General features: G+C 55.5%; 14 protein-coding genes. 6 read left to right on the top strand and 8 right to left on the bottom strand.

Annotation, left to right across the window (positions count from 1 at the left end; translation table 11 throughout):
• The first annotated feature begins 61 nt into the window (after positions 1-61).
• The 5 genes from OS189_RS11535 to OS189_RS11515 all read left to right on the top strand — a co-directional run bounded on the left by OS189_RS11535 (position 62) and on the right by OS189_RS11515 (position 3,942).
• Positions 62-934 carry a TIGR01459 family HAD-type hydrolase gene (locus OS189_RS11535; protein WP_267167457.1) on the top strand — a complete coding sequence of 291 codons (873 nt, stop codon included), beginning with the start codon at positions 62-64 and terminating at the stop codon, positions 932-934.
• 90 nt (positions 935-1,024) lie between these two features.
• Positions 1,025-1,468 (top strand): MaoC family dehydratase, encoded by a 444-nt coding sequence (locus OS189_RS11530; RefSeq protein ID WP_267167456.1) that lies wholly within the window; start codon positions 1,025-1,027, stop codon positions 1,466-1,468.
• A gap of 37 nt (positions 1,469-1,505) precedes the next feature.
• Positions 1,506-2,438, top strand: coding sequence for a bifunctional riboflavin kinase/FAD synthetase (locus tag OS189_RS11525; RefSeq protein ID WP_267167455.1), 933 nt, complete (start codon positions 1,506-1,508; stop codon positions 2,436-2,438).
• Positions 2,435-2,905, top strand: coding sequence for a YcgN family cysteine cluster protein (locus OS189_RS11520; RefSeq protein ID WP_267167454.1), 471 nt, complete (start codon positions 2,435-2,437; stop codon positions 2,903-2,905). Before OS189_RS11525 ends, OS189_RS11520 begins: the two co-directional genes overlap by 4 nt.
• Positions 2,905-3,942, top strand: a complete 1,038-nt coding sequence (locus tag OS189_RS11515; RefSeq protein ID WP_267167453.1) for a threonine aldolase family protein — start codon at positions 2,905-2,907, stop codon at positions 3,940-3,942. Before OS189_RS11520 ends, OS189_RS11515 begins: the two co-directional genes overlap by 1 nt.
• A gap of 3 nt (positions 3,943-3,945) precedes the next feature.
• Here the strand turns inward: OS189_RS11515 and OS189_RS11510 are convergent, their stop codons facing one another.
• Together OS189_RS11510 and OS189_RS11505 are read right to left on the bottom strand one after the other, a co-directional pair.
• On the bottom strand, positions 3,946-4,734 hold the full coding sequence (locus OS189_RS11510; RefSeq protein ID WP_267167452.1) for an alpha/beta fold hydrolase: 789 nt from the start codon (positions 4,732-4,734) through the stop codon (positions 3,946-3,948).
• Positions 4,731-5,327 (bottom strand): 2-hydroxychromene-2-carboxylate isomerase, encoded by a 597-nt coding sequence (locus OS189_RS11505; RefSeq protein ID WP_267167451.1) that lies wholly within the window; start codon positions 5,325-5,327, stop codon positions 4,731-4,733. The genes OS189_RS11510 and OS189_RS11505 overlap by 4 nt, the downstream gene beginning before the upstream one ends.
• A 103-nt stretch (positions 5,328-5,430) precedes the next feature.
• Here OS189_RS11505 and OS189_RS11500 point away from each other — a divergent pair, with 103 nt between their 5' ends.
• The gene (locus OS189_RS11500) at positions 5,431-6,450 is read left to right on the top strand and encodes a ribose-phosphate pyrophosphokinase (RefSeq protein ID WP_267167450.1); all 1,020 of its coding nucleotides are present in this window, start codon (positions 5,431-5,433) and stop codon (positions 6,448-6,450) included.
• Between the two features lie 92 nt (positions 6,451-6,542).
• Here OS189_RS11500 and OS189_RS11495 read toward each other — a convergent pair whose 3' ends face one another.
• The 6 genes from OS189_RS11495 to OS189_RS11470 all read right to left on the bottom strand — a co-directional run bounded on the left by OS189_RS11495 (position 6,543) and on the right by OS189_RS11470 (position 11,893).
• Complete coding sequence (locus OS189_RS11495; RefSeq protein ID WP_267167449.1) at positions 6,543-6,893, bottom strand: H-type lectin domain-containing protein; 351 nt, start codon at positions 6,891-6,893, stop codon at positions 6,543-6,545.
• 122 nt (positions 6,894-7,015) lie between these two features.
• A complete protein-coding gene (locus OS189_RS11490; RefSeq protein ID WP_267167448.1) occupies positions 7,016-7,444 on the bottom strand; it encodes a F0F1 ATP synthase subunit epsilon in 429 nt (142 codons plus the stop codon).
• 12 nt (positions 7,445-7,456) lie between these two features.
• Positions 7,457-8,884, bottom strand: coding sequence for a F0F1 ATP synthase subunit beta (atpD, locus tag OS189_RS11485; RefSeq protein ID WP_267167447.1), 1,428 nt, complete (start codon positions 8,882-8,884; stop codon positions 7,457-7,459).
• A gap of 19 nt (positions 8,885-8,903) precedes the next feature.
• Entirely contained in the window at positions 8,904-9,779 is an 876-nt protein-coding gene (locus OS189_RS11480) for a F0F1 ATP synthase subunit gamma (protein ID WP_267167446.1), read from the bottom strand.
• Between the two features lie 14 nt (positions 9,780-9,793).
• Positions 9,794-11,332: a F0F1 ATP synthase subunit alpha gene (gene atpA, locus OS189_RS11475; protein WP_267167445.1), complete on the bottom strand. Its 1,539-nt coding sequence runs from the start codon at positions 11,330-11,332 to the stop codon at positions 9,794-9,796.
• Complete coding sequence (locus tag OS189_RS11470) at positions 11,333-11,893, bottom strand: F0F1 ATP synthase subunit delta (protein WP_267167444.1); 561 nt, start codon at positions 11,891-11,893, stop codon at positions 11,333-11,335.
• Positions 11,894-12,030: the final 137 nt, after the last annotated feature.

The raw sequence follows: 12,030 nt of genomic DNA, 5'->3' as shown, positions 1-12,030 counted from the left end.
CCCCTTTGCATCTTCGGCCTCCTCCGGTATCCCACGTCAAACACCCCACAGGAGCAGATCCATGACCCGCATCATCAATAGCCTATCAGAGATTTCATCGGACTATGACGCATTATTCGTCGATCTTTGGGGCTGTGTGCATAACGGGGTGAAGGCACTTCCCGACGCGGTTGCCGCATTGCAGGCCTACCGCAAGGCAGGCGGCATTGTGGTATTGGTGACCAACTCGCCCCGCCCCCGTGCGGGTGTCGAAAAACAACTTGTTCATTTCGAGGTTCCACAGGACGCTTATGATGCGATTGCAACATCGGGTGATTCCGCGCGCTCGGCCATGTATCGCGGTGTTGTGGGGCAAAAGGTTTGGCATTATGGGCCGGTAACCGACAGCCGTTTTTTCGACCCGCTTGATATCCTTGAGAATCCGGTCGAAATCACGCGGGTCGCGCTGGAAGACGCCAGCGGCATTGTTTGCACGGGCCCGTTTGATGCGCAGGCGGATCCTGGAACATGGCGCCCCGATCTTGAGTTCGCACTTAACCGCGGCCTGAAACTGCTGTGCGCGAACCCCGATATTATTGTTGATCGCGGAGATGTACGTGAATGGTGTGCAGGTGCTGTCGCAAAGATGTATTCCGACATGGGCGGAGAAAGCCTGTATTTCGGAAAACCCCATGCCCCTATCTATGATCTGGCGCGGCGCAGGTTGCACAAACTGGGCAATACCATTCCCGATGATCGCATCCTGGCCATTGGCGACGGAATTCTTACGGACATAAAAGGCGGCATGGATGAAGGAATTGATTCTCTTTTCATCTCGGGTGGTTTGGCTGCAGCAGAAACCAAAACTGTATCGCAACCCGATCCTGACGCCTTAACCACATATCTGAAAAGCGAAAACTCAAATCCCCCCTTCACAATAGGTCATCTGCGCTGACACATTTAGGGCTTGCTTTTCTGCGCCTGCAAAGTAATTAAGTTCCAATCGGCGCACGCTGATCGTACTATTGTTATCAAGAAGGCAAGCATGTTGGACAACCTTCCACGCGGCACCATCGTTATCGAAGACCTCGAAATCGGAATGTTCCGCTATCTGCGCAAGCAGGTCACCGATGAAGATATCGAGATGTTTGCCACAGTCTCCACCGACCGTAATCCCGTGCATCTGGATGAAGATTACGCACAGGACACAATTTTCCAAGGTCGCATTGCCCACGGCATGCTGACGGCCGGCCTGATCTCGGCTGTGATCGGAGAGCAATTGCCCGGTCACGGAACCGTATATCTGGGCCAGACGATGAAATTTCTGCGCCCCGTACGCCCCGGTGATACGGTATATGCCGAGGTGAAGGTCACCGATATCGACCCCGCCAAGCGTATTGTAAAGATGGATTGCCATTGCGCTGTTGACGGGAAAAAAGTGCTAATTGGCGAAGCGACCGTTCTGGCGCCTTCGCGCAAGTTCGACTGACCTTGCACGCATCTGCGCAGGCGGCTACTCAACGTTTATGCAGATCATCACTGACTATCAGTTTGTAAAAGACACAGATCGCGGCGCAACAGCCGCGATCGGCAATTTTGACGGCGTCCATCTGGGCCATGACTCTGTGATTCAGCTTGCCCACGACGCCGCGCCGGACGCCCCTCTCGGCATTGTTACGTTTGATCCCCACCCGCGCGAATTTTTCGCGCCTGATGCACCTCCGTTCCGGTTGATGAGCAGTGCCGCCCGCGCGTCACGGCTTGCCAAGGTTGGCGTGGAAAAGCTGTATCAGCTGCCCTTTGACGCAGCACTTGCGTCACTTTCGCCCTATGAATTTGCGGAAAAAGTTTTGCACAAAGGTCTTGGGCTAAAGCATGTCGTGGTCGGGGCCGATTTTTGTTTTGGCAAAGGACGGGCGGGAACGGCGGCAGACCTTGTAAGTTATGGGGAGAAGTTGGGCTTTGGCGTAACCATTGCACCGCTGATGACCCGCTCTGAAAAGACCGTGTCGTCCACTGCCATCCGCGAGGCGCTGACCCAAGGGCGCCTGCGGGATGCTGCGGCGATGCTGGGCCACTGGCACCGCATCGAAGGCCCCGTTATCGACGGCGAAAAACGTGGTCGCACGCTTGGCTACCCTACTGCCAATATGTCGATCAACGGGCTGCATCCGCCTGCTTTCGGCGTTTATGCCGTGCTGGTTGATGTGCTGGAAGGCCCCCACAAAGGCAGCTACCACGGCGTTGCTTCAATGGGGGTGCGCCCGATGTTTGGCGAAAACAAAGCGAACCTCGAAACCTTTATCTTTGATTTCAAGGGCGATCTATACGGCACGCCCCTGTCGGTGGCTTTGGTCGAACACCTGCGCGGCGAAGAGAAGTTTGACAGTCTTGACGCCCTTGTCGCGCAAATGGACGCCGACAGCGCCCGCGCCCGTGATATTCTGGCCGCGCTATGAGTGACCCCATAGATCGCCACGGCCTTTCCAAGAAATTTTGGGAACGCAAGCCACTTAAATCCCTGAACAAAAAAGAATGGGAAGCCCTATGTGACGGCTGTGGCAAATGTTGCCTGAACAAACTGGAAGACGAGGACACAGGTGACGTTGCCCTCACAAACGTTGCCTGCCGTTTACTGGATGATGCCACCTGCCGCTGCGCGCAATATGATATCCGTCATCAATTCGTGCCTGACTGCATCGTGATGACGCCGGAAAACATCGACGAACACGCCTACTGGATGCCACAAACCTGCGCCTACCGTCTGCTGTGGAGCGGTGAAAAGCTGCCCGAGTGGCATCCGCTAATCACCGGAACCCACGAAAGCGTTCACAAAGCAGGTGTTTCCATGCGGGGCCGTACGGTCAGCGAATGGGAAACCGCATTTGAAGACTGGGAAGATCACATCATTGAGGAGCCAACCTGATGTTTTTTGCCTCTGACAATTCAGGCCCTGTACACCCGAAAATTATGCAGCGCGTGATGGAAGCCAATTCAGGCTATGCAATGCCCTACGGCAATGATGACATCATGGACGAGGTGCGCTCAGGCATCCGGGAAACATTTGAGGCGCCTGATGCCGCTGTCTATCTGGTTGCAACAGGCACCGCCGCCAACGCGCTGGCGCTGGCCTGTTATACCCAACCATGGCAGACCATCTTTTGCGCCCAGCATAGCCACATCGAAGAAGACGAGTGTAACGCACCCGAATTTTACGCAGGCGGCGCAAAGCTCACGCTGGTCCCGACCGATGACAAAATGACACCCGAAGGTTTATCCAACGCCATTGCGCGCCGCGCAGGCCGCAACGTCCATATCGCACAGGCAGGCCCTGTTTCTATCACCCAGACAACCGAATTCGGCGGCGTGCACACGCTGGAAGAGCTGCGCGCACTTACCGCTGTCGCAAAAGCGGCCGATCTGCCTGTGCATCTTGATGGTGCCCGTTTTGCCAACGCGCTGGTAAAGCTGGGTTGCACCCCTGCCGAGATGACATGGAAATCGGGCGTCGATGTGGTCAGCTTCGGCGGCACAAAGAACGGGTGCATGGGTGTCGAGGCGGTAATCTTTTTCGATCCGCAGAAAGCGTGGGAATTCGAGCTGCGGCGTAAGCGCGGCGCGCATCTGTTTTCCAAACATCGCTACTTGTCCGCACAGATGGCTGCATATCTGGAAGACAGTCTGTGGCAGGACATGGCACGCAGCGCGAATAGCGTCTGCGCCCGTCTGGCAAAAGGTTTGACCACGGCAGGCGCTGAACTGATCAATACGCCTGACGCGAACATAATCTTCACCCGTTTCCCGCGTGCAGTACACCAAAAGCTGCACGCTGATGGCGCAAAATACTACGTGCTGGACGGTGATTATACGTCTGGTCCTGCGGATGAAATGCTTGGCGCGCGGCTGGTCTGTGATTGGTCGATGACAGATGAACTCGTCGACCAGTTTTTAAGCCATTTCTAAAGATCAGCTGCGCGCCAACAGCGCACGCACAGGCGCCACCACAGCATCGGGATGCGTCACGGGCAGCATGTGCCCCGCTCCCTTGATGATAACACGCTCCACGTCCGGCAGACGTTTTTCAAGCGACACCCCGACTTTTGCGCTCATCGGCGGGGATTGGTCCCCCTCGATCAGCAGCACAGGCATATTGGCCCGCGCCATGCGCCTCGGCTGAAGCAGGCCTGCGCTGTCATAATGCAGGCATGCCGCACTGGCGGGTACGTAGTGTACCAGCCCCGCCATGTAATCCTGCATCTTTTTAGGCAGACTATCCCACGGCGTTCCGTCCCCCCAGCCACGGTTAAATACCCGCGCGGCCTCCCGTTCATCACCGGAGGCGAACGCCGCATCCAGCTCTTGGCTGTCTTCTTTATATTGCACTAACAGCTCCGGCTCATCCTCGATCGCGGCAGCAAAGTAGACAGGCTCAATCATCGTGACACTGCGCACCAATTCGGGCGTCTCGACCGCAATACGCAGCGCAACAGTTGCACCGAACGAATGCCCAATTAGATCCATTGGCTCATTGATCAATGCGCGCGCCATATCCGTCGCGACATCGTGGACATTACCAGTCCGGTCCCAAACCCCCGACCGCCCATGGCTGGGCAGATCAAACGCCAGCAAGCTTAGATCATCCTTTAACGCCGCGGCAACGCCGCGCCATGCGCCCGTATGGCCCAATGTGCAATGGATCGCCAAAGCGCGGCGCGGCGCGCCCTCATAGAGGTGTGTATGTGTATAAATACTCACAGTTTTCCCTGCAAAAATAGATCCAGATCGTCTATGTGGTCCTGCCCCCAGAACCGCTGTCCGTCAACCAGATAGAACGGCGCGCCGAAAACACCCGCCTCTACCGCCTCTTCCAGATTACGGGCGTATGTCTCGGCCCCCTGCAACAGGCCACTATCCGCCAGCGCAGGATCGAACCCCGCTTCGCTCAGGCAGCCACGGATCACGTCATCTTGCGCAATGTCTTTATCTTCGGCCCAGACCGCGCGGGTAATCGCATGGACCAACAGGCCCAGGTTTCCTCCACCCGCGTTTTGCGCCGCAATAATTGCGTATGCGGACGGGGCACCATTGGTTGGCCAGTGCGCCGGCTTGAGATTGAATGGCATCCCCAACTTTTTCGCCTGACGGGGGAGCTCCTGCGCACGATATTCGATCCGGCTGATGTGTCGGTCTTGCGGCATCACGCCGCCCGTTCGCCCGAACCCTTGCGCTAGATCGAAAGGCTTGTAGTTGATCGTAGCGCCATGTTTGGCAGCTACATCCTCCAACCGCGTCCCTGCCAGGTAGCAATAGGGTGACAACGTGGCAAAATAATAGTCGATACGGGCCATTTGGTGCTCCTTTAGGGTCTGTTTGCTTTGCCTAACCCTAGGCACATGTTAATCGGTGTTCCAGTGACGATTCTGTTCACCGCTGCCACGGAGCCTCCCGCACATGTCCAATACTTCCGAACCCAAGTTGATTTCCGGCAATGCCAACATGCCGCTTGCAAAAGCAATTGCGCGGCGGATGTCCCTGCACAGGGGGGTGAATGTAGGATTGGTCGATGCGCGGGTCGAACGTTTCAATGATGGCGAAATTTTTGTGGAAGTATTCGAAAACGTGCGCGGCGAGGATATGTTCATCATCCAGCCCACGTCGAACCCCGCCAACGACAATCTGATGGAACTGTTGATCATGGCGGATGCCCTCCGCCGCTCCTCCGCACAGCGTGTCACGGCAGTGCTGCCATACTTCGGCTACGCGCGACAGGATCGCAGAACAAAGGCCCGTACACCCATCACAGCCAAATTGGTGGCCAATATGATGGTCGGCACAGGGATCGAGCGTATTCTTACGATGGACCTGCATGCCGCACAGATTCAGGGCTTCTTCGACATCCCTGTTGATAACCTCTATGCCTCCCCTGTCTTTGCGCTGGACATCAAACACGCATTCAAGGACCAGATGGACGATCTGTTGATCATCTCCCCTGACGTGGGCGGCGTGGCGCGGGCGCGCGAACTTGCCAAACGCCTGAATGCACCGCTTGCGATCGTTGACAAACGTCGCGAAAAAGCTGGTGAAGTATCCGAAATGACAGTTATCGGTGATGTGAAGGGCAAAACTTGCCTTATCATTGACGATATCTGCGACACCGCAGGCACCCTGTGCAAAGCGGCAGAAGTACTATTGGAAAATGGGGCGAAAGAAGTACACGCCTATATCAGCCACGGCGTCATGTCCGGTCCCGCTGTTGAGCGTGTCACAAATTCGGTGATGAAATCACTGGTCATAACCGACAGCATCGCCCCGACGGATGCGATTAAAAAAGCACCTAATATCCGTATCGTTCCAACCGCTCCTATATTTGCACAGGCGATTCTGAACATCTGGAACGGCACATCTGTGTCTTCGCTGTTCGAACAAGATACTCTCGGCCCGATCTATGATGGGATGTACGCAGAGGTTTAATACCCCTCCTCAGCCATGATGCAGTTATCCGATAAACGTCCGGTCCGTCCCAAAGGGAGCGACCGGACGTTTATCGCCTGAAACCTGCCAAGTCAGCCGACATCCCACGCATCAGCATCCTCAAGCTCACCAAACGAGGTCCACGAAATACGAACGCGCGCAACTTTGGTATCACCCCAGGTGCGAAAGACCATATCGAACCCTTTTTCCGTGACTGCTTCTGCCGTCACATCCGCGCGCAATACGGTTCCGGCATCTATATCCCAAAGCGATATTGATAGCTGCACGGTCGGTATGCTTAGATATTTCTCCGAAAACTTGATCCGCCGCCGCCGCTCTCGCTGGCCGCGACCCGTCCACATTTCCCCACCATCTTCGAAGTCTTGGAAAAGAACCTCGTCGCCGCTGTCCACACCTACGATAAAACTGCGCAATTTTTTCATAATCGGAATCCCGTAATAAAAAGCACACCCGCCTAGCCGGATTTTACCCCAATACTGTGGCGTCAGAAATGCGAAAGGCCCCGCTATTCGTGCGAGGCCTCAAGAACTTGGTCACTCCAAGCTTATTGTTTGGCGCTAAGGCCCATGTGTTCCCCCATAGCGACCATATCGGACAGCAGCTTGGCTGCGTCATCAACCGGACCGGGCTCGTTTTCGAACTCTTCTTTCACCTTGGAATAGGTGTTCTTCGCCTCTTCCATGATCTCGTTCATGGTTTCCTGCGTCATTTCCGCCTTTGACAGCGCACGTTCGGCAAGAACCGATACACCTTTCGCAGTGATCTCGGCAAACCCGCCTGTGACCACGTACTGGGTTTGCCCGTCAGGACCATCCACAGTCAGGATACCGGGGCGCAGCGTGGTGATGGTTGGCGCATGATCGGGCATCGCCGTCATGTCGCCATCCATACCCGGAATCTGCACCGAAACCACTTGGGCCGAAGCAAGGCGCCGCTCAGGCGACACCAGATCGAATTGCATCGTGTCAGCCATTACAGAGCCTCCTTACGCAGCAGCGTCAGCCGCCATTTTTTCCGCTTTCGCGATTACTTCCTCGATGCCGCCTACCATGTAGAACGCACCTTCGGGAAGGTGGTCATACTCACCGGCAACAACCGCTTTGAATGACTGCACGGTTTCCGCAAGCGGAACCTGCTTGCCGTCTGCACCGGTAAAGACCTTCGCAACGTCAAACGGCTGGGACAGGAAACGCTCGATTTTACGCGCACGGGCCACGGCCAGTTTGTCGTCCTCTGACAGTTCGTCCATGCCGAGAATGGCGATGATGTCCTGCAAGGATTTGTAACGCTGAAGAACCTGCTGAACATCTGTTGCGACTTTATAGTGCTCTTCACCGATAACCAGCGGATCAAGCAGACGGGACGTGGAACCAAGCGGATCAACCGCAGGGTAGATGCCCTTTTCCGAGATCGAGCGGTCGAGAACCGTTGTCGCGTCGAGGTGCGCAAAGGATGTCGCTGGTGCAGGGTCCGTCAAGTCATCCGCAGGAACATATACGGCCTGAACAGAGGTAATCGAACCGGACTTCGTGGAGGTAATACGCTCCTGCATCGCACCCATGTCGGTTGCGAGTGTCGGCTGATAGCCCACAGCAGAAGGAATACGACCGAGCAGAGCGGACACTTCGGAACCGGCCTGCGTGAAGCGGAAGATGTTGTCCACAAAGAACAGAACGTCAGTACCGGACTGGTCGCGGAACTGCTCGGCCAATGTCAGACCTGTCAGGGCAACACGCATACGCGCACCTGGAGGCTCGTTCATCTGACCGTAAACCAGCGCCACTTTAGACTCTGTGAGGTTGTCCGGCACGATAACGTTGGATTCGATCATCTCGTGGTAAAGGTCGTTACCTTCACGCGTACGCTCGCCCACACCCGCGAAAACGGAGTAGCCGGAGTGCACTTTGGCGATGTTGTTGATCAGTTCCATAATCAGAACGGTTTTGCCAACACCGGCACCACCGAACAGACCAATTTTACCACCTTTGGCATATGGTGCCAGCAGGTCGATAACCTTGATGCCTGTTTCCAGAACTTCGGATGTTGTCGCCTGCTCTGCAAACTCGGGTGCATCCGCGTGGATCGAACGGCGCTCGTCGGATTCAACGGGGCCTTTTTCGTCAATAGGCTCGCCTACAACGTTCATGATGCGGCCCAGTGTCGCGTTACCAACCGGGATCGAGATAGGCTCGCCGTTGTCGGTTACTTTCTGACCACGGACCAGACCTTCGGTGGCGTCCATCGCAATGGTACGTACCGTGTTCTCGCCAAGGTGCTGAGCCACTTCGAGGATCAGGTCTTTGCCCTGGTTCTGCGTGGTCAATGCGTTCAGGATTTCCGGCAGGTTATCCTCGAACTGTACGTCAACGACCGCGCCGATGACTTGGGTGATTTTGCCGACTGCTTTTGCCATGTCGTTTTTCTCCAATATCTTACAGCGCTTCCGCGCCGGAAATGATTTCGATCAGCTCGTTGGTGATGACGGCCTGACGTGAACGGTTGTATTCAATTGTCAGATCTTCGATCATCTCGCCCGCGTTGCGGGTTGCGTTATCCATTGCGGACATGCGCGCACCTTGTTCGGACGCACCGTTTTCCAACAGTGCCGAGAAGATCGCCGTTGCCACACCACGCGGCAGAAGATCAGCGAGGATCGCTTCTTCGGAAGGCTCGTAATCGAACAGAACGTCAGGCGCTTCGCCTTGTGTTGTGTCGATTTGCGCCGGAATGATCTGCAATGCGGTCGGGATCTGGGTGACCACATTGACAAATTCCGAGAAGAATAACGTAGCGACATCGAATTCGCCCTCGTCAAACCGGATCAGAACATCCTTCGCGATGCCCTGCGCATCGGTAAACCCGATGCGCTTGACTTCTGTAAGGTCAACATGACCCACAAAATACTTTCCGAAATCACGCTTGAGCTGGTCGCGCCCCTTTTTACCTACGGTCAGGATTTTCACCTGTTTTCCATCGGCAATCAGCTTTTGTGCATGCGCACGGGCTTTCTTTGCGATGTTAGCGTTAAAGCCGCCACACAGGCCTTTTTCAGCCGTCATCACAACCAGCAGATGCACGTCATCCTTGCCCGTACCGCTCAGCAGTTTGGGCGCGGAATCCGAACCGCCAACAGACGCCGCAAGCGATGACATGACCGCATTGAAACGCTCTGTATATGGGCGGGACGCTTCCGCAGCTTCCTGCGCGCGGCGAAGTTTCGCCGCGGCAACCATTTGCATGGCCTTGGTGATCTTACGAGTGTTCTTCACACTCGCGATCCGGTTTTTAAGGTCCTTGAGATTTGCCATTGGCTTATCTCTCCTTAAGCGAAGTCAGCAGCGAACGCGTCGAGAGCCGCTCTGATTTTCTCTTCTAGTTCACCCTTAACCTTGCGGTCATTGTTGGTGATATCTTCCAGAAGGTCGGCGTGTTTGCCACGCAGATGCTTGAGCAGACCGGCCTCAAACCGGCCAACATCTTTCACATCCACTTTGTCCAGATAGCCGTTGGTGCCTGCGTAGATTACGCAAACGATTTCGGCGTTGGTCAGCGGGTTGTACTGCGGCTGCTTCATCAGCTCTGTCAGGCGCGCACCACGGGCCAGCAACTGCTGGGTAGCGGCGTCCAGATCGGAACCGAACTGTGCAAATGCCGCCATTTCGCGGTACTGCGCAAGCGACAGCTTAACCGGACCCGCAACCGAAGACATTGCTTTTGTCTGGGCTGACGAACCAACACGCGAAACCGACAGACCGGTGTTCACAGCAGGACGGATACCTTGGTAAAACAGTTCTGTTTCCAAGAAGATCTGACCGTCGGTGATCGAAATCACGTTGGTTGGAATAAACGCGGAAACGTCACCGCCTTGGGTTTCGATGATTGGCAGCGCTGTCAATGAGCCGTTGCCTGCATCATCACCCAGCTTCGCAGAACGCTCAAGCAGACGGGAGTGAAGATAGAAAACGTCACCTGGATAGGCTTCGCGTCCGGGCGGACGACGCAGCAACAGCGACATCTGGCGATAGGAAACAGCCTGCTTGGAAAGATCATCATAAACGATCAGGGCGTGGCGGCCATTGTCGCGGAAGTGCTCCGCCATAGCGGTGGCAGAGTACGGTGCGAGGAACTGCATCGGTGCAGGCTCGGAAGCAGTAGCAGCCACAACGATGGAATATTCAATCGCGCCTGTTTCTTCGAGCTTTTTAACCAGCTGCGCAACAGTCGAGCGTTTCTGACCGATCGCGACATACACGCAGTACATCTTTTTGGATTCGTCATCACCGGCGGCTTTGTTAATCTGCGCCTGGTTCAGCATCGCATCAAGCGCGAGCGCTGTTTTGCCGGTCTGGCGGTCACCAATGATCAATTCGCGCTGGCCACGGCCAACAGGGATCATCGCATCCACAGACTTCAGGCCAGTCGCCATCGGCTCGTGTACCGATTTGCGCGGGATGATGCCCGGCGCCTTCACTTCGGCCAGACCGCGCTTTGACGCGCCGATAGGGCCTTTGCCGTCAATCGGGTTACCCAAGCCGTCAACAACGCGGCCCAGCAGTTCGTCACCGATTGGCACGTCCACGATGGAGTTGGTGCGCTTTACGGTGTCGCCTTCTTTGATGTCACGGTCGGAACCGAAGATAACAACACCAACGTTGTCAGCTTCAAGGTTCAGGGCCATACCCTGAATACCACCGGGGAATTCAACCATTTCACCGGCCTGGACATTGTCCAGACCGTACACACGCGCAATACCGTCACCAACGGACAGCACGCGGCCGACTTCGGCCACTTCAGCTTCTTGACCAAAGTTCTTGATCTGGTCCTTCAGGATCGCAGAAATTTCTGCAGCTTGGATACCCATTTATCCGACCTCTTTCATTACATTCTGGAGGGAATTAAGCTTCGAGCGGATCGACGTGTCGATCATCTTGGAGCCTACTTTAACAATCAAACCACCGATGAGAGATTCATCTACAGTCTGGTGCAGTGTCACGGCCTTGCCGGTTGTCTTCTTGAGTGACGCAGCCAGCTTATCGGCCTGTGTCTTGGTCAGTGCCTTGGCAGATGTCACATCCGCTGTCACTTCACCTTTGTCTTCCGCGATAATGTCGCGCAGGGTCTGCACCAGTTGGGGCAGCACAAACAAACGGCGCTTTTGCGCCATCAATGAAAGCGTGTTTGCCATGATCGGCGACAGCTTCATCTTTTTGGCAACGGCGGCAATCGCATCCGATTGTTCTTCGCGTGTGTAGATCGGTGAATGGATCAACGCGCGAAAATCATCGCTGGTCGTCATTGCATCATGCAGGGCTGTCAAATCCGTTTCAACGGCTTTGACTTTGTCGGCCTCTTTGGCCAATTCGAATACAGCAGTCGCATAGCGTTGCGCGATGCCTGTGGAGATCGAAGCTGGTTCGGACACGTCCATCCTCTCATACGTCTGCGCCGGCTTCGTCAGGGTAACGTCACCGGCGTGTTGGCGCGGCCCTAAAACAGACGCTGCGCGATTAAATCTAGGGCGATGTAGCAGACCGATCTAATTGCCGCAACACAGTATAG

The organism is Sulfitobacter sp. F26169L, from assembly GCF_026410285.1.
GTDB lineage: Bacteria > Pseudomonadota > Alphaproteobacteria > Rhodobacterales > Rhodobacteraceae > Sulfitobacter.
The sequence above is the reverse complement of the archived record's forward strand: the minus strand, read 5'-3'. Positions and strand labels throughout refer to the sequence as shown.